This window comes from Mesorhizobium sp. P160187, assembly GCF_057766425.1.
Map to the genome: position 1 here is coordinate 159,578 of NZ_JBYMDX010000004.1, position 16,313 is coordinate 175,890.

Here is a 16,313-nt window from a genome sequence, read left to right on the forward strand (position 1 = left end):
AATGTACGTCATCCGCATGAAGAACTGCGCCTTCTTTGCCCGGCACGGCGTGCTGGATGAGGAAGAGGCGCTTGGCCAGCGTTTTTATGTCGATGCCGAGTTGACGGTCGAGCCCAGCCGCCCGCTGGAGGATGATTCCATCGAGGACACCGTCAATTACGGCATCGCCTTCACGGTGATTGAAAAGATCGTCACTGGACATCGCCGCTTCCTGATCGAGGCGCTGGCGCTCGAAGTGGCGAAGGCGCTGACTTCACGGTTCCCGCAGATCAGGAAGGCCGAGATCACCGTGCGCAAGCCCAACGCACCGGTGCCCGGCGTGCTCGATTATGTCGAGGTGACCGTTGTCTGGCCAGAGTAACAATAACACGGTCTATCTCAGCCTTGGCGGCAATCTCGGCGATCCCTCGGCCTCGATGGCGGCGGCGCTGCGCCTGCTCGACGCCGACGAGAGCACGCGCGTCGTCGCCGTCTCCTCACTTTACCGCACGCCGCCCTGGGGCAAGCTCGACCAGCCGGATTTCCTCAACGCCGCTGCCGAAATCTCGACCTCGCTGGCGCCAAGGGCGCTGCTCGACCTCTGCCTCGAGGCCGAGCGCAAGCTGAAGCGGGTGCGCGAGGAGCGCTGGGGTCCGCGCCTGATCGACATCGACATATTGGTGTTCGGCGACCGCACAATCCACGAAACCGGGCTGGAGGTGCCGCATCCCCGAATGGTGGAGCGCGCCTTCGTGCTGGCGCCCTTGGCAGAGATCGCGCCGGATCTGGCGGTGGGCGGCAGGAGCGTGACCGAGCGGCTCAGCGCCGTCGATACGTCAGGCATAGAGCGGCTGGCTTCCGGCCGCGATTGGTGGCTGGGTTAACCGGAGAAGCCGCCGCCATCGAGAAATGCCTGTTCGTCCGCCGTCGTCTCGCGGCCAAGCATCTTGTTCCTGTGCGGAAAGCGGCCGAAGCGCTGGATGATGTCGCGGTGCTCGATGGCGTATTTCACATACTCCGGCGCCCTGGCGGTGGTGAGCTCGACCGATCTGTCCTGGTCGGCGGGCAGTTCCGAATGTTCGTAGGGCAGGTACAGGAAGACGCGCAGGTTTTCTTCCAGCGAAAGGTCATGGCCGGCCGCAATCGCCTTGGCGGCAAAGTGCCGTGCCAGCGGATCGGTGGCGTACATATGGCCTGAGCCGCGAAAGCAGTTGCGCGGAAACTGGTCGAGCAGGATCATCAGCGCCAGCGAACCCTCGGCATGCTCCGACCATGCGTCGCACTCGCGCCGCGCGGCGGCAAAGTGCAGGTCGAGAAACCTGCTGCGGAAATCCGCGTCGAAGACGTCGTTCTTCTCGAACCACGCGTCTTCGCCGGCCTCGCGCCAGAATTTGGTGACGGCGAGCGCGCGCTCATCCGATGCGGTCATCAGCTTTCCCCCTGATCGGCGGGCTCGGGCTTGTGCAGCACGCCGGCCGTCTCTTCGTTCAGCGCCTGGCCGGGCCGGCGCGGTTGCGTCAGCGGCGTCGGGATCGGCGTGCCGGTATTGCCCCTGAGGAAACGTTGCCCGGCGCGGACGCCTTCGGCCAGCTGCGTCTCCAGTCGGGCATTGTCGCGCCGTCGCACATCCTCGATGACATCGGCGACATCTTCCGGCTCGACGCCCAAAACCTCGAGCGCGGAACCGCCGAAGACGAGGGCCGATTCGAAGGTCTCGCGCAGCTGGAAGTCGACCCCGGCGCGGATGAGCGACAGGGCGGTGCCGCGATCGAAGGCACGCGCCAGGACAGTCAGCAACGGGAACTCCGCCTTGATCAGTTCCGCCATGCGCACCGTGGCGTCCGGCTTGTCGACGCAGATCAGCACGGCGCGCGCGCGGCCTGCACCTGCGGCGCGCAGAATGTCGAGCCGCGTGCCGTCGCCATAGTAGACCTTGAAGCCGAAATCGGCGGCCGCCTGTATCATTTCGACATCATTGTCGATGATCGACACATCGATGCCGCGCAACAAAAGCGGCTGGCTCGCGATCTGGCCGAAACGGCCGAAGCCGATGACCAGCACGCTGCCGGTAAGGCCGTCGGCGATGTCGACGCCTTCAAGCGACTGCTCGTCGCGCGGCGTCAAATATTTGAGCGCAATGATGGCCAGCGGCGTCAGCACCATGGAGATGATGATGATAGCGGTCAGCGTTGCGTTGGCCCGGCTGTCGATGATGCCAACCGCCGCCGCGGCCGAATAGAGGACGAAGGCGAATTCGCCGCCTTGCGCCATGATCACGGCGCGTTCCAGCGCTTCACGATGACCGCTCTTCAGCATGCGGGCGACGAGATAGATGCCGAGCGCATTCATCGCCATGTAGGCGACGACATAGACGGCGATCAGCCGCCAGTTGTCGGCCACCACATGCAGGTCGAGCGACATGCCGACGGCGAGGAAGAACAGGCCAAGCAGGATGCCGCGGAATGGCTCGACGTCGGCCTCCAGCTGGTGGCGGAAGGTCGATTCCGACAACAGCACGCCGGCCAGGAAGGCGCCCATCGCCATCGAGAGGCCGGAAAGCTGCATAACCAGCGCCGACCCCAGCACGACCAGAAGTGCTGCCGCCGTCATGACTTCGCGCGCCTTGGCGTCGGCCAGGATGCGGAAGAACGGGTTGAGCAGATAGCGGCCGGCCACCACCAGCCCGACGATGGCGCCAAGACCGATGCCGATTTCGGCCAGCCTCTGCTGCAGGGTCATCTCGGCGCCGCCCGGCGCCAGGAAGGCGACCAGCGCCAGAAGCGGCACGATTGCCAGATCCTCGAGCAGCAGGATGGACACGATGCGCTGGCCCTTGGGGCTGGCCATCTCGCCACGCTCTTCGAGAAGCTGCATGACGATCGCCGTCGAGGTCAGGACGAAGCCGGCGCCGGCAACGAAGGATTGCGCGATCGGAAAGCCGCCGGCGAGACCAACACCGGTAAGCAGCAATGCGCAGACGCCGACCTGCAGCGCGCCGAGGCCGAAAATCTCGCGGCGCAGGCCCCATAGCCGCGACGGCTGCATCTCCAGCCCGATGATGAACAGGAACATGACCACGCCGAGTTCGGCGACATGCAGGATGGCTTCCGATTCGGAAAAAATGCCAATACCGAACGGGCCGATGACCACGCCCGCGGCGAGATAGCCGAGGATCGAGCCCAGCCCCATGCGTTTGAAGATCGGAACGGCGACGACGCCTGCGGCAAGCAGCGCCACCACCTGAATGAGATCGCTGCCCGATGCTTCCGCTGCCATGCCTCTTGTCCCTGTGTCCGACAGCACTCCTTGCATGCACTGGGAGCGGGAGGCAAGGGCGGGAAGCCTGCCAGAATGGGTAGGGTGCCGTGGCAGCGATTCCCCCGTGGAACAACAGTCTGCGCTTGCCTGTCGGACGGCTGGTATCTATATCTGGCAAATGCCTGATTATTCGTCCCGGCCGTCGCCGCTGCCACATATCCCGATGGATGCGCTCAGCGAAGTTCTGCAAGACTTTCGCTTGAGTGGCGTCAACTATGGCCGCTGCGAACTCCGGCACCCATGGAGCATAGACTTTCCGCAACAACAACTGCTTCGTTTTCACTTTGTCGGCCAGGGTCCATGCTGGATTCACACCGAAGCGCAAGGCTGGCAGGAGTTGCGCGATGGCGACCTGGTGCTGCTGCCGCAAGGCATCGCCCATCGGCTGGCGAGTGCGCCGGACGTGGTGGGCGACTCGCTCGAGGGCTGCCAGGTGATCAAGTTGGGCGGCAACGTTTGCGAAGTGATACGGCAGGGAACGGGCGCGACAAGCACCCTTTTCTGCGGCTCCATGTCTCTCGGCTTCTGTGCGCTCAATCCGTTGATCACGTTGATGCCGCCTCTCATCAAGGGTTGCGACGTGGCCGGCAATGACCCGATGGTCGGCCCTTTGCTGGCGGCCATGACGGTGGAGGCCGCGCAACCGCAGATGGGCAGCGCCACCATCCTGTCGCGTATGGCGGATTTGCTGACAGCCAGGCTCATCCGGTGCTGGGTCAATTGCAACGGCGCCTCGACCACCGGTTGGCTCGCAGCCATCCGAGACCCCCATATAGGGCGCGCTCTGGCGGCCATGCACCGCGACCCCGGCCACAACTGGACGCTGGGAAGCCTCGCCGGTGTGGCAGGCCAATCGCGTTCGATTTTCGCCGAGCGCTTCAGCGCGGTATTGGGGGAGGGTGCCGCACATTATCTCGCCCGCCTCCGCATGCAGCTTGCCCGCGAGTTACTGGGCCAAAACGGCTTGTCGGTTGCCGAAGTCGCTACCCGTTTGGGCTATGATTCCGAGGCGTCCTTCGCCCGCGCGTTCAAGCGCATCACCAATGTCTCGCCAGGCGTTGTGCGTCGCACAATCCCCGGACGAATGGATATGAATTTCGGATTTTAAGGTACATAACATCCGGGCGGACTCGCCTATCTAAGATCTCCAAACTGTGGAGATCTTTCCGTGACTGACACAACATTACAGCTTGAAGACGCCGCCATCGGCCTTGATGCCGATGCACCAGCCGCGTGGAGCGCGGCCACCTGGTTCGCGGTCCTTTCATTGGCGGCCACCAGCTTTGCCCTGGTGTCCGCCGAGTTCTTGCCGGCAGGGCTGTTGACGCCGATGGCGCGCGATCTCGGCATCAGCGAGGGAACGGCCGGACAGGTCGTCACCGCCACCGCTTCCGTTGGCGCCGTGACGGCCATGTTGAGCAATGTTCTCATCGGCCGATTGAACCGCAAGGCGGTGCTGGTTGGCCTCATGGCCTTGGCGGTCGGTTCCAATATTCTTGCGGCGCTGGCGCCCAATTTCTGGCTGTTGTTGCTGGGCCGGGCCGGACTGGGGATTGCTCTCAGCGCTTTCTGGGCACTTTCGGTTGCCGTCGTGTCGAGGCTGGTCGGCGCCAATGCGACAGGTCGAGGCATGGCGATCGTCACCCTCGGCGTCTCGCTCGCCACCATTGCCGCGCCGTCGATGGGTGCGTTGATCAGCGACTGGCTGGGATGGCGCAGCGCGATGGCCATGACGGCGGGGCTGGCCGCGCTTGCCATGCTGCTGCAGCTTCTCAGCCTGCCGACCTTGCCTGCGGCGGCAAGCAACAGCCTTGCAGACGTCTTTCGGCTGACACGGCGGCGTGGCATCCAACTCGGCATGCTTGCCATTGTTCTGCTGATGACCGGGCATTTTGCCGGCTCGGTCTATGTGCGCCCGTTCCTCGAACAGGTGACGCTCCTCACAACCGGGCCGATTGCCCTGGCGCTGCTCGGGTTCGGCATCGCCGCTGTGATCGGCAATATTGCCGGTGGCCGCCTGGCCGACACCAACATCCACATGGCCCTCGCAGTTACCGCCGCGTTGATGGCGTTTGCGGCACTCGCTTTGGTGCTTTGGGGCGCGCAAACCGGCGTTGCCTTCGGCTTTGTTACGCTGTGGGGCTTCGCCTTCGGCATGGCGCCGGTGGTGCTGCCGACCAATATGTCCCGCGCGGCGCCTGATGCGTTGGAAGCAGCAGGCAGTCTGATGGTCACTTCCTTCCAGGTTGCCATCACCGTCGGTGCGGTTGTCGGCGGTTATGTCGTGGACACCTATGGTGCTACGGGGCCTTTGACCCTAACCGCCGTCCTTGCCGCGGCGACGGCCGCACTGGCGCTGCTGCAGCCTCGTGGCTGAAACCTTGCTTCGTCTGACACGGGCGGCCTCAATCAGGCCGTCCGCGCCGTTGCAGCAGCGCTGCACAAGTTTATGCGCCGCACACGTTGCGTTTTGCCGCAATCGGCGGCTATGGGACGCCAGGCTTCGCCGTTGGAAGGCAGCGACGATCAAGTTCTGCCTTCGTGAGGAGAATGACTGACATGAAGAAGTTTTTGCTCGTCGGCGTGGGTGTCGCCATGCTTGCCGCATCGGCCTGTTCGAAGGCGCCTGAATGCACGCAGGAAATCGCGGCCAAGAAGGCGCAGGAAATGACCGCCGCGCTGCAGGAAGCGATCACCAAGGATCCGACCAAGGCCGCCGACCTGACCGCCAAGGTGCAGGCTGTGACGACCAAATATCAGGGCGCCACCACGCCGGCCGACGCCTGCAAGGCCTATGACGAGCTGACGGCCGCCATCAAGGGCTGATTCTTCGTTCGGAAATTGAGAAAGGCGGTGGCTCGAGTAGCCGCCGCCTTTTTTGCTGGTGTTCTTAGAGCGCATCGCGCTGACACGAAGGACGGCCGGCACGCACAGGACCCTGACACGTTGGCCTTGCTGTGGCTTGGGCCGTCGGAGACGCTGACATCGTCGGTTGCGCGCCACATGTCCGGTCGCGGCAGAAAGGTGCCGCCCCGAGCGGCCCGTGCTTGAGGAGCGCCAACCTGGCCGCAAGGTGGCGTGTCACTTCCCGATCGAGCTGAGCGGAACAGCTCAGCTATCGCGCAGTGCAACCCCGTTCCGCGCTTTTTTCGGGGAACCGCTTGAGAGTCAGTTTTTGGCGATGGAGCCGACTTCGACGGCGTCGACGCGCTTGAGGCTCATGCCGATGACCGGCACCAGCTGCTGGTCGACGCGCACCGCGATGGTCACCGTCATCGAATTGTCGTCGGGAATGCGGGCCTGCATGACGCCGCGCAATTGGTTGCGGTTGATGGTGAAGACGACTTTGCGGGCATCGACCACATTGCCGCCGATGATGTCCAGGCCCGACCCCGCGGCGCCGCCCATGAAATTGCCCTTGTAGTCGCGGCCCTTGCGCTCGACTGTCGCCGACATTTTCTGGGTGAAGACACCGACGCGGCAGTCGCCATCGAGCGTCATGCCGGTCTTGTTGTCCGGCGTCGAGCCGTCGAAGCTGCAGGTGAACTTCGTGCCCTTGTATTTGCCGGCGATGATTTCGCCCGGGCCGACCCATTTGCCTTCAACGGTGCGGAAGAACTGCTTGTCGGGCTCCGCTGCAAAGGCTTTCCCGGTCGGGCCCAGAGGTGCTGCAAGCGCGACCAGGGGCAGGACGCAGGACAAGATTACGCTTTTCATAGACGACACCCGGCAACAAGGAGGCTGTTGTTGGACGACCATGAACAAGATTGGTTAATGCTTGGTGACCGCGAGAGGGCGTTCACTTGGTCGAGGCGGGTGCTTCATTCTCTTTTCTGGCCGCAAACGAGGTCAGCGCCGACAGGAAATCGCCCATACCCGGCCGCCTGCCGGCAATGAAGGGCAGGGGCCGCGCCGTCTCCATGGCAGCAATGCCGATACGCGCCGTCATCATGCCGTTGACCACGCCTTCGCCGAGTTTCGCCGAAAGCCGTGCGGCAAGGCCATGCCCGACGATCTGCTGGACAAAGCTGTCGCCGACGGCGATCGAGCCGGTCACCGCCAGATGGGCAAGAACGCTGCGCGCCAGCCGGAAAAAGCCCAGCGTGCCCGGCTTGCCGCCGTAGAGTTCGGACAAGCGGCGGATCAGGCGCCCGGCCTCGAACACGACATAGGCAACGTCTACGAGTGCGCGGGGGCTGACGGCGGTGACCAGCGACACGCGTTTGGCTGCTTCGAGGATCATCACCTTGGCTCTCGCATCGAGCGGCCCGAGAATCTCGGTCTCGGCCAGTCGCACCAGATTGCCGCCATCGATGATCTCGCCGCGCAATTCGGCCAGGGAGCGCCTGCCGGCCGCGGTTTCGGGTTTCGCAGCGACAAAGGCCGAAAGCTCTTCGACGACGGCCCTTGCAGCCTTCGGATCGTCGCGCGCCACGGCATCGAGCGCCCGCTTTTGCAGTTTTTCGACCTCGGCCAGCCGGGCGATAGCCAGGAATTCGCGCACCAGCACGACTGCGAGGGCCAACACGGCAATTGCGGCCATTCCCGCTGCCAGCCACCCCAGCCACTCTGCGCGCTCGAACAGGTCGCGGATGAGCTGGTCGGTCCACAGGCCGACGGCGAGCGAAACCAGCACGCCGGCCGCGCCGAAAAACAGGCTGGCAAACAGCGAGCGCCTGCGCGGCGCGGTCGCCGGCGGCGGTTCGGCGGCGACAATGTCCGGCTCATCGAAGACATCGATCTCGGCCGGCACGACGACGGTGCGCGGCTTGCGCGGCGGCTCGGCATGGGGGCGGCGCGTTTCCTGCTTCGGTTCGGCCTCCGGCTCGATGCGGAAAGCTGCCGGTCTGCGGGGCGCGGTCATGCCAGATGGTCTCCGATCAGGAACTGCAAGGCGCGGTCCAGCCTGATATGCGGCAGCGACAGCGTGACGCCTTCAGCGGTGCGTTCGAGCTTTGGCGGGCGAAAGCGCACGAAACGGATCGCCGGATCGTCGCTGCTCTGCCGGTGGTCGGCTTCGGAAACGTCGAAAACCGCGTCAATTTTCTCCGGCAAGTCCCCGGGAAATATGGCGGTTTGGGCTTTACCATCAAAGGTTTCACCGTTGATCTTCTCGCCCTTCAGCGGCGTGCCGATGATCACCGGCAGGGTTTCGCGGCCTTGCTTGACCGTGCCTTCGCGCGTCGCGCGCACCGCCGCCATGGCGACCACGTCGACATCGGCGCCGGTGAAATTTGCCCGCGCCACGGCGCGGTCGGCAAGCCGCCGCACGATTGCCTGCAGCCGGTCATGGCTTTCGTGATGCAAATGGTCGGCCTTGGTCGCAGCAACCAGGATGCGGTCGATGCGGCGTGAAAACAGGTCGGTGAGGAAATTGCCTCGGCCAGGACGGAAACAGGAGAGGATTTCGGTCACCGCGCGTTCCAGGTCGGCCATCGCGCCGGGGCCGGCGTTCAACGCCTGCATCGCGTCGATCACCACGATCTGGCGGTCGAGGCGGGTGATGTGTTCGCGGAAGAACGGTTTCACCACATGCGTCTTGTAGGCCTCGTAGCGGCGCTCCATCATCGCTTGCAGCGAGCCGGACCGCGGCCGTTTCTCACCCTTGAGCAGCAAGGGCGCGAAGGTCAGCGCCGGCGATCCCTCGAGGTCGCCAGGCATCAGGAAACGGCCGGGCGGCAAGGTCGAAAGCGCCCGCTCGTCGAGCTTGCAGGCCTTGAGGTAGGCGGCAAAACTCTCGGCGAGGCGCCGCGCCGTCATCTCGTCGGAGTCGGCATTGGGGTCGATCCTCGCCGACAGCGCCCGCCAGTCCTGCGACAGGTCGGCCCGCACCGGCAGCATAGCCATCTCAAAAGCTTCATGCGAAAAATCGGCGAAGGATTTGCCGAGCAGCGGCAGGTTGAGCAGCCATTCGCCGGGGTAGTCGACGATGTCGACCGACAATCGGCCGCTGGAAAACATCCGGTTCCAACCGGAGGCAGACTCATATTCGATGGTGAGCCTGAGTTCCGAAATGGCGCGCGTCGAGTCCGGCCAGACACGGTCGTTGACCAGGGCGGAGATATGGTCCTCGTACTGAAAACGCGGCACGGCATCGTCCGGCTGTTCCTCGAGGAAGGCGCGAGCGATCCGTCCCGACTTCTGCGCCTCGAACAGCGGCAGGCGCCCGCCATGGACGAGATTGTGGACGAGAGCCGAGATGAACACCGTCTTGCCGGCCCGGGACAGGCCGGTGACGCCCAGCCGAAGCGACGGCGAAAAAAGCCCGCTCGCACGCCCCGACAGCGTATCCAGGGCAATTCTCGCTTCGTCGGTGAATGTGGTCAGCGATGATGCCAAAATCTGTTCTCTCAGGCGTGCTCTTGCGCCCGATATAGGCTTTGCGGTTCAAGTTTGAAATGGCGCCCGGCCTCGGCCGGCTCGGCTCAGAGATCGACGGGCGTCAGGAAGGCTTCGAGGTAGCCCGCGCCTTGCGCAGCCTCGGTGAGGTTGCCGCTGAAGCGCACGACCGCAAGGCCGGAGGTCGGGAAACCATGGTTCATGATGGCCCGAGCAGCCTCGTCGCCGTCGCCCGAGACCGCCATGGCAAGGTCTTCCGTCATCGGATTGTGGCCTATGACGAGCAGCGAGCCCGGCCCGCCATTGCTGCGGATGATGGCGAGGTAGCCGGCGGCATCCTCGCTGTAGAGCGTGTCGAAGAACAGCACCCGGCCGGTATCGGTGTGGCCGGCGATGCCTTCCAGCGTCTGGCGCGCGCGCTTGGCGTTGGAGCAGAGCGTGATATCGGGGATGTAGTTGCGGGCACGCATCGCCGTCCCCATCATTTCGGCATCGGCAATGCCGGATGCGTCGAGCGGGCGGTCGAAGTCGCGCACGCCGGGCAGGGCCCAGCCAGCCTTCGCATGCCTCAACAGATACAGTCTGCTCACCGGACCCCCAATGGTGTGCTGCCCACCAATGACACAACTGGATTAGCCACGAGAAAGGCCTGAGGCACAATGGGCGGCGACGCCCAAGCGCAGCGAATCATGTGCGAATTCGCCCGCGCCCTTCCTATGGAAGGCTTTGCTGAGGATCGCCCGCGCGGCATTAACAATTGCGTGAAACGCGCGCGGATTACGCTTGTGCAGCCTTCTCTGCGCGAATATATAGGCGCCAAATTTGGGGTTGTTGGGTGAGTCGAATGAACGATATCGTTACAGCCAATTACGTACCCTCCGAAGACGAGCCGTTCATGAACGAACGGCAGAAATCCTACTTTCGCTTGAAGCTCGTCACCTGGAAGACCGACATACTGCGCGAAGCGCGCGAAACACTCGAAATCCTGCAGCAGGAAAACGCCAACCATCCCGATCTCGCCGATCGCGCTTCCTCGGAAACCGACCGCGCCATCGAGCTTCGCGCCCGCGACCGCCAGCGCAAGCTCATTTCAAAGATCGATTCGGCGCTGCAGCGCATCGATGAAGGCACTTACGGCTATTGCGAGGAAACCGGCGAGCCGATCGCGCTGAAGCGTCTCGACGCGCGTCCGATCGCGACCTTGTCGATCGAAGCGCAGGAGCGCCACGAACGCCGCGAGAAGGTCTATCGCGACGATTGAGCCGCTGCCGTCAGGCAGGACTGTTTCATCAGAAATGGCCGGGTTTCCCGGCCATTTCTGTTTTTGGCCGAAGGGTTTAATCGCACGAAGTTAAAGCGTCGCGCTGAAACGGACGACGCGCTTTAAGCGCCGTTCCGATCGGGAAGCGGCAAGATGTGACGGTTCGCCGGGCTTTATCGTTTCTGGCTGGCGAGTTCGCCGAGCAGCTTGGTCATCTCGTCGTCGAGAGACTGCGGTGCCTTCGCAGCCGGCTTGCTTGCCGGTTTGGGGTGCGAATCGTCGAGCGAGACCTCGAGCTCCCGCATCAGGGTATCGTCGATGGACTCATGCTTCGGTGGCGGGGCCTGCCGGGCAGTATTGGCGGCGGAGCCATAGGCCGGCAGCGGTGTCACATTGGTCGCCTGGTAGATTTGAGCCGGTTTCGGCGCCGGCGCGGCCTGGCGCGGCGGAACGGCGGCCGGAGCAGCCCTTACCGGTTGCGGCGGCGGCGCCTGCCTTGCGGGCGCGGCGGGAGCGGGTTGTGGTGCGCGCGGACGCGGCGCCTGTTGCTGCTGGCCAACACCGCCATCGCCGGTCAATGCCGGACGGCGTGGCGCTGCAAGCCTGATATCGCGCTCGACGACAACGTCGGTTGGGCCGCCGATCAAAAGCAGGTGTTCGATGTCGTCGCGACGGATGAGCACCAGCCGGCGGTGGCTGTCGACCGCCGTGGCGTCCATGACCGCCAGCCGTGTCTTGCGGTTCCTCCCGCCGGCAACGAAGGTGCCGAAGGTCAGGTTGCGGATCAGCCTGATGATGATGAGCACGATGACCAGCAGGACAAGGGCAGCAAACGTCCACAGCAGCGCTGCGGCATATCCGGGACCCGCCACATTATCCAGCCACTGCATCGGTGCCCCCAATCGGCTTTTGAAGTGGAGGGACACTAGACCGTTGCGGCCAGCCACCGCAAGTTGCCTTCACGCTTCGTGAACAGCTTGAAAACACCGACGCGTCATTTTTACCCGACATTTGCCGCCAAGGCCTTTTCCGGATTAGGAGAATGTGATTCAACCGGCCGGGGGCGGTGTCGGACAACTCACGAGCAGGGGGCATATGGCCAGGGAAACGCGCGGCGATTTCTATCCGGTACCAATCGTCGATCAGAACACGCGGCCAGGCGCGGTTACCCGGCTCATCGTGTTCATCATCGTCCTGACCGGGGCCGCGATCGTTTTCGGCATTTTCCGCGAGCGTCTTGGCGATCCGTTCCTGCTCGGCATGCTGGGCGTGCTTGCCATGATCGGCGTTGGCTTCCTGTTCGCCACGGCCATCGGCTTCGTGCAGATCGCGCCGCGTTCGACCGGGGATGAACTGTCGAAGGCCTTCGTCGATTCGATGTCGCAGGGCCTGATCGTCACCGACACCAAGGGCCGCGTCGTCTATGCCAACCGGGCCTACGCCGAGATGACCGGTGCTGCGTCGGCCGCCGATCTGAAGACGGTCGAAGGCCTGCTTTCCGATGTCCCCGAAGCTTCGGTGACCATATACCGGCTGGCCTCGGGCTTGCGCGATGGCCAGGCCGGCGACGGTGAGTTCCGGCTAGCACAGTCGATCCGGCCGGGCGCCGAACCGGGCGCGCGCTGGTACCGGGCGCGGGCCCGGACCTTCAGCGTTCCCGGTCAGCGCCTGCCGATGCTTGCCTGGCAGCTTGCCGATATCTCGCAGGAACGGGCCGAGCAGGAGCGTTTCTTCCTCGACTTGCAGAAGGCCATCGACCATCTCGACCATGCGCCGGCCGGTTTCTTCTCAGCCGACCAGGAAGGCCGTGTCACCTACATCAACGCCACGCTCGCCGAATGGCTGGGCATCGATCTGGCGAGCTTCACCCCTGGCGCGGTGACACTCCCGGAAATCGTCGCCGGCGACGGCATGGCGCTGGTGCGCTCGGTCAAGGCCGATCCCGGCACCACCCGCAACGCCGTCATCGATCTCGATCTTACGACGACGACCGGCGAGGCGCTGCCGGTGCGCTTCATGCATCGGGTCTCGGCCAGCCGCGAGGGGACCAACGGTCCCACCCGCACCATCGTGCTCAACCGCACCCAGGGCGAGGACGCATCGGCCGACCTTCGTGCTTCGGAAGTGCGCTTCACCCGTTTCTTCAATTCGACGCCGATGGCCATTGCCGCCGTCGACAATGGCGGCCGCATCCTGCGCACCAACGCGCCGTTCCTGTCGCTGTTTTCCTCCGTCGTCGACGGCGACGCGGTCGACCGCCGCGTGCGGCTGGACACCGTGATCCACGAGCGCGACCGGCCGGCCTTTGCCGCCGCGTTCGAAAAGGCGCGGCTGAGGCAGGCCGACATCGAGCCGATCGACACGCTGCTGCCCGGCAATGAGGAGCGTCACATCCGCTTCTACGTCAACGCCGTCGCCGACGGCACCGGCGAGGGCGCCGAGGAATCGGCCATCGTCTATGCCGTCGAGACCACCGAGCAGAAGGCGCTCGAGGGCCAGATGGCGCAGAGCCAGAAGATGCAGGCGGTCGGACAGCTCGCCGGCGGCATCGCCCACGACTTCAACAATGTGCTGACCGCCATCATGATGGCGTCGGATCTTTTGCTGACCAATCACCGGCCGTCGGACCCGTCCTTCCCCGACATCATGAACATCAAGCAGAATGCCAACCGGGCGGCCTCGCTGGTGCGGCAGTTGCTCGCCTTCTCGCGCAAGCAGACATTGCGGCCGGAAGTGCTGAACCTGACCGACGTGCTTGCCGATCTCCGGATGCTGCTTGCCCGCCTGGTTGGCAACGAGATCAAGCTGAAGGTCGACCACGGCCGCGATTTGTGGCCGGTCAAGGTCGATATCGGCCAGTTCGAGCAGGTGGTGGTCAACCTGGCCGTCAACGCGCGCGACGCCATGCCGGCCGGCGGCGACCTCACCGTGCGCACCCGCAACGTCACCGCCGAACAATGCAAGAGCTTCTCCTACCGCGAGCTCACGCCTGCCGACTATGTCGTGGTCGAGGTCGAGGATAGCGGCTCGGGCATTGCGCCGGACGTGCTGAAGAAGATTTTTGAGCCGTTCTTCACCACTAAGGAAGTCGGCAAAGGCACCGGCCTTGGGCTGTCGATGGTCTATGGCATCATCAAGCAGACCGGCGGTTTCATCTTCTGCGATTCCGAAGTCGGCAAGGGCTCGACCTTCCGCATCTTCTTGCCGCGCCATATCGTGGAGGCGAAGAAGCCCGGCGACGTCAGCGAGGCGCCGGCTGCGCCGGTGAAAGCCGCCGACAGCGCCAAGGACCTGTCGGGCTCGGCCACTGTGCTCCTCGTCGAGGACGAAGACGCCGTGCGCATGGGCGGCTCGCGGGCGCTGACCTCGCGCGGCTATACCGTCCATGAGGCCTCCTCGGGCGTCGAGGCGCTGGAAGTCTTCGAAGCGCTCGGCGGCAAGGTCGATATCGTCGTGTCCGACGTGGTGATGCCGGAAATGGACGGACCGACGCTGCTCGGCGAACTGCGCAAGCGCCAGCCCGACATTAAGTTCGTCTTCGTGTCCGGCTATGCCGAAGACGCTTTCGCCAGAAACCTGCCGCCGGACGCGCAATTCGGCTTCCTGCCGAAGCCGTTCTCCCTCAAGCAACTGGCCACCGTGGTTAAGGATGTATTGGAGTCCTAGGGCGCCCTAATTCAAAGCTTGCGCAATGACGTGACACTGCCATGATTGCAGGCGAAACGGGCGGCGGGTTTTGGGGAGCATGTCGTGACGCCGCACAACGAGGCTGCCAGGGGCGACTATGCCGCAACGGTGCTGTTGCCGGGCGATCCGCAACGCGCCGAGTGGATGGCAAAGACATTTCTTGAGGCGCCGCGCTGCGTCAACCGCCGCCGGGGCGCACTCGGCTTCACTGGTCTCTATCGCGGCCGTCTCATCAGCATCCAGGCCACCGGCATCGGTGTCCCGTCCTTCCTGGTCTATGCGCATGAACTCCTGGATGTTCACGGCGTAAAAACGCTGATCCGCACAGGCACCTGCGGCGGCCTGACACCCCGCGTGCCGCTGCGCTCCTTGGTGATCTCGCAGTCGGTGCGCGCCGAAAGCGACCAAAGCGGCCAGGTCTTCGGCCTCTACGATGCTGCCGCCGGGCCCGATCCCGGCCTGTTCGCCCACGCTTTGGCCTGCGCCGCCCAGCTCGGCATCGACCACCAGGCCGGGCTGACCATCTGCAGCGATGTCTTCTACCACCCTGAAGGGCGCGACCGCTTTGCCGAAGCGCAGGCGCTTGGCGCTCTCGCTGTCGATATGGAAACCAGCGCACTCTACCGAATCGCGGCGCATTTCGGCGCCCGCGCGCTGTCGCTGCTGACCGTCGTCGACAACATCGTGACCGGCGAACAGACTGCCTATTCCGAACGTCAGGCGCTGTTCACCGATATGGCGCGGCTCGGGCTCGACGTTGCGGCGGAAGGCTAGCTTCCTCAGGCCGCTTCGCGCTTCGGCGTCAGCTCATCCATGTCTGGCCGGTGACCGCGCAGATAGAGCGCGCAGGTGGTACGCAGCATCGACGCGAAGTTGGGAATGGCGCCGTTGATCTCGATCGCTTCGTCATAGAGTTTTGAGATGAACTTCGGCGTCGTCAGGCCCTGGCTGTCGGCAATTTCGTCAAGCAGCGCCCAGAACGTTCCTTCAAGCTGGATACTCGTAGAGTGACCGTCGATGCGGATCGACCGGTTGATCTGTCGATAGCCTTCCGGATCCTGCCCGGCAAAAACCCTGCACATCCTTACCTCCCGATATTGTTGGTTTTGGGCGCAGCGTGTCGCGCTTTCAAGTTGTGGTTGTCCCTGCATGTTCGGCCTTGTGGGCCGAATCGGCAATCGGACTTTCGTCTTTAGGCGCAGGCATAGCAGCGATTGCAAATTTAGCCGTGGTAACCGGCTGCCACCACCTTTCGCGCGTGCCGCCCATAATCGCCTCCAACATGCAGCGGCGGAGACTGATTTGGCAAAGGCAATCCATTCCATGATCCGGGTTCTCCAAGAGGCCAGATCCGTCGATTTCTACAGAAACGCTTTCGGGCTCGACGTCGCCGACAGGCTGGATTTCGAGACATTCACGCTGATTTACCTTGCCAACGCCGAAACGGGGTTCGAGCTCGAACTCACCGTGAACAAGGGCCGCACCGAGCCTTATGGGCTTGGCGACGGTTACGGCCATCTGGCGGTCTCGGTGTCCGATCTCGACAGCGAACACGACCGGATCGGCGCGCTCGGCCTCAACCCCAAGAAGATCGTCGAATTCAACCGCGACGGATCGCTGATCGCCCGCTTTTTCTTCATTGAGGACCCCGACGGCTACAAGATCGAGGTTCTGCAGCGTGGAGGGCGCTTCCAGTAGGGGATTATCGGCCGCATTCAGCCCGCGCGAC

General features: G+C 63.9%; 18 protein-coding genes. 10 read left to right on the top strand and 8 right to left on the bottom strand.

The window, feature by feature from the left end:
- Position 1 precedes the first annotated feature (1 nt).
- Both folB and folK read left to right on the top strand, forming a co-directional pair.
- Positions 2-361 carry a dihydroneopterin aldolase gene (gene folB / locus AC3CCE_RS17720; RefSeq protein ID WP_023673502.1) on the top strand — a complete coding sequence of 120 codons (360 nt, stop codon included), beginning with the start codon at positions 2-4 and terminating at the stop codon, positions 359-361.
- On the top strand, positions 345-863 hold the full coding sequence (gene folK, locus AC3CCE_RS17725) for a 2-amino-4-hydroxy-6-hydroxymethyldihydropteridine diphosphokinase (protein WP_023685987.1): 519 nt from the start codon (positions 345-347) through the stop codon (positions 861-863). The genes folB and folK overlap by 17 nt, the downstream gene beginning before the upstream one ends.
- On the opposite strand, the gene AC3CCE_RS17730 is transcribed toward folK, so the two are convergent.
- Positions 860-1,408, bottom strand: coding sequence for a DUF924 family protein (locus AC3CCE_RS17730; RefSeq protein WP_023673500.1), 549 nt, complete (start codon positions 1,406-1,408; stop codon positions 860-862). The genes folK and AC3CCE_RS17730 overlap by 4 nt on opposite strands.
- Complete coding sequence (locus AC3CCE_RS17735; RefSeq protein WP_023715853.1) at positions 1,408-3,255, bottom strand: monovalent cation:proton antiporter-2 (CPA2) family protein; 1,848 nt, start codon at positions 3,253-3,255, stop codon at positions 1,408-1,410. The genes AC3CCE_RS17730 and AC3CCE_RS17735 overlap by 1 nt, the downstream gene beginning before the upstream one ends.
- A gap of 160 nt (positions 3,256-3,415) precedes the next feature.
- Here AC3CCE_RS17735 and AC3CCE_RS17740 point away from each other — a divergent pair, with 160 nt between their 5' ends.
- The 3 genes from AC3CCE_RS17740 to AC3CCE_RS17750 all read left to right on the top strand — a co-directional run bounded on the left by AC3CCE_RS17740 (position 3,416) and on the right by AC3CCE_RS17750 (position 6,123).
- Positions 3,416-4,405 carry an AraC family transcriptional regulator gene (locus tag AC3CCE_RS17740; RefSeq protein WP_352624707.1) on the top strand — a complete coding sequence of 330 codons (990 nt, stop codon included), beginning with the start codon at positions 3,416-3,418 and terminating at the stop codon, positions 4,403-4,405.
- 60 nt (positions 4,406-4,465) lie between these two features.
- Complete coding sequence (locus AC3CCE_RS17745; RefSeq protein ID WP_352624639.1) at positions 4,466-5,674, top strand: MFS transporter; 1,209 nt, start codon at positions 4,466-4,468, stop codon at positions 5,672-5,674.
- Between the two features lie 182 nt (positions 5,675-5,856).
- Entirely contained in the window at positions 5,857-6,123 is a 267-nt protein-coding gene (locus tag AC3CCE_RS17750) for a hypothetical protein (protein ID WP_023673496.1), read from the top strand.
- 342 nt (positions 6,124-6,465) lie between these two features.
- On the opposite strand, the gene AC3CCE_RS17755 is transcribed toward AC3CCE_RS17750, so the two are convergent.
- The 4 genes from AC3CCE_RS17755 to AC3CCE_RS17770 form a co-directional block, all read right to left on the bottom strand.
- Positions 6,466-7,014, bottom strand: a complete 549-nt coding sequence (locus AC3CCE_RS17755; protein WP_023673495.1) for a hypothetical protein — start codon at positions 7,012-7,014, stop codon at positions 6,466-6,468.
- A gap of 82 nt (positions 7,015-7,096) precedes the next feature.
- A complete protein-coding gene (locus AC3CCE_RS17760; protein WP_352624641.1) occupies positions 7,097-8,161 on the bottom strand; it encodes a YcjF family protein in 1,065 nt (354 codons plus the stop codon).
- Positions 8,158-9,636, bottom strand: a complete 1,479-nt coding sequence (locus tag AC3CCE_RS17765; protein ID WP_488377173.1) for a YcjX family GTP-binding protein — start codon at positions 9,634-9,636, stop codon at positions 8,158-8,160. The genes AC3CCE_RS17760 and AC3CCE_RS17765 overlap by 4 nt, the downstream gene beginning before the upstream one ends.
- 86 nt (positions 9,637-9,722) lie before the next feature.
- A complete protein-coding gene (locus AC3CCE_RS17770; RefSeq protein WP_352624645.1) occupies positions 9,723-10,226 on the bottom strand; it encodes a SixA phosphatase family protein in 504 nt (167 codons plus the stop codon).
- A 69-nt stretch (positions 10,227-10,295) separates the two neighbouring features.
- Between AC3CCE_RS17770 and AC3CCE_RS17775 the strand changes: the two genes are divergently transcribed.
- Both AC3CCE_RS17775 and dksA read left to right on the top strand, forming a co-directional pair.
- Entirely contained in the window at positions 10,296-10,475 is a 180-nt protein-coding gene (locus AC3CCE_RS17775) for a hypothetical protein (protein ID WP_023706174.1), read from the top strand.
- 5 nt (positions 10,476-10,480) lie between these two features.
- Positions 10,481-10,897 carry an RNA polymerase-binding protein DksA gene (gene dksA / locus AC3CCE_RS17780; RefSeq protein ID WP_023673491.1) on the top strand — a complete coding sequence of 139 codons (417 nt, stop codon included), beginning with the start codon at positions 10,481-10,483 and terminating at the stop codon, positions 10,895-10,897.
- A 173-nt stretch (positions 10,898-11,070) separates the two neighbouring features.
- Here the strand turns inward: dksA and AC3CCE_RS17785 are convergent, their stop codons facing one another.
- Positions 11,071-11,787, bottom strand: a complete 717-nt coding sequence (locus AC3CCE_RS17785) for a hypothetical protein (RefSeq protein WP_352624647.1) — start codon at positions 11,785-11,787, stop codon at positions 11,071-11,073.
- Between the two features lie 205 nt (positions 11,788-11,992).
- On the opposite strand from AC3CCE_RS17785, the gene cckA reads away from it, so the two are divergent.
- Complete coding sequence (gene cckA / locus AC3CCE_RS17790) at positions 11,993-14,563, top strand: cell cycle histidine kinase CckA (RefSeq protein WP_352624649.1); 2,571 nt, start codon at positions 11,993-11,995, stop codon at positions 14,561-14,563.
- An 84-nt stretch (positions 14,564-14,647) separates the two neighbouring features.
- Positions 14,648-15,358: a purine-nucleoside phosphorylase gene (locus tag AC3CCE_RS17795; RefSeq protein ID WP_352512628.1), complete on the top strand. Its 711-nt coding sequence runs from the start codon at positions 14,648-14,650 to the stop codon at positions 15,356-15,358.
- 5 nt (positions 15,359-15,363) lie between these two features.
- On the opposite strand, the gene AC3CCE_RS17800 is transcribed toward AC3CCE_RS17795, so the two are convergent.
- Positions 15,364-15,666 carry a ribbon-helix-helix domain-containing protein gene (locus tag AC3CCE_RS17800; protein WP_023670924.1) on the bottom strand — a complete coding sequence of 101 codons (303 nt, stop codon included), beginning with the start codon at positions 15,664-15,666 and terminating at the stop codon, positions 15,364-15,366.
- A gap of 220 nt (positions 15,667-15,886) precedes the next feature.
- On the opposite strand from AC3CCE_RS17800, the gene AC3CCE_RS17805 reads away from it, so the two are divergent.
- Positions 15,887-16,282 (top strand): VOC family protein, encoded by a 396-nt coding sequence (locus tag AC3CCE_RS17805; protein ID WP_023684616.1) that lies wholly within the window; start codon positions 15,887-15,889, stop codon positions 16,280-16,282.
- The last annotated feature ends 31 nt before the right edge of the window (positions 16,283-16,313 follow it).

What these genes read in the sequence shown, in the direction of transcription:
- AC3CCE_RS17750 (WP_023673496.1), top strand. Translation starts at nt 5,857, where the DNA reads ATGAAGAAGTTTTTGCTCGTCGGCGTGGGTGTCGCCATGCTTGCCGCA.
- AC3CCE_RS17735 (WP_023715853.1), bottom strand. Translation starts at nt 3,255, where the DNA reads ATGGCAGCGGAAGCATCGGGCAGCGATCTCATTCAGGTGGTGGCGCTG.
- AC3CCE_RS17740 (WP_352624707.1), top strand. Translation starts at nt 3,416, where the DNA reads ATGCCTGATTATTCGTCCCGGCCGTCGCCGCTGCCACATATCCCGATG.
- dksA (WP_023673491.1), top strand. Translation starts at nt 10,481, where the DNA reads ATGAACGATATCGTTACAGCCAATTACGTACCCTCCGAAGACGAGCCG.
- AC3CCE_RS17760 (WP_352624641.1), bottom strand. Translation starts at nt 8,161, where the DNA reads ATGACCGCGCCCCGCAGACCGGCAGCTTTCCGCATCGAGCCGGAGGCC.
- cckA (WP_352624649.1), top strand. Translation starts at nt 11,993, where the DNA reads ATGGCCAGGGAAACGCGCGGCGATTTCTATCCGGTACCAATCGTCGAT.
- AC3CCE_RS17785 (WP_352624647.1), bottom strand. Translation starts at nt 11,787, where the DNA reads ATGCAGTGGCTGGATAATGTGGCGGGTCCCGGATATGCCGCAGCGCTG.
- folB (WP_023673502.1), top strand. Translation starts at nt 2, where the DNA reads ATGTACGTCATCCGCATGAAGAACTGCGCCTTCTTTGCCCGGCACGGC.
- AC3CCE_RS17775 (WP_023706174.1), top strand. Translation starts at nt 10,296, where the DNA reads ATGGGCGGCGACGCCCAAGCGCAGCGAATCATGTGCGAATTCGCCCGC.
- AC3CCE_RS17755 (WP_023673495.1), bottom strand. Translation starts at nt 7,014, where the DNA reads ATGAAAAGCGTAATCTTGTCCTGCGTCCTGCCCCTGGTCGCGCTTGCA.
- AC3CCE_RS17730 (WP_023673500.1), bottom strand. Translation starts at nt 1,408, where the DNA reads ATGACCGCATCGGATGAGCGCGCGCTCGCCGTCACCAAATTCTGGCGC.
- AC3CCE_RS17800 (WP_023670924.1), bottom strand. Translation starts at nt 15,666, where the DNA reads ATGTGCAGGGTTTTTGCCGGGCAGGATCCGGAAGGCTATCGACAGATC.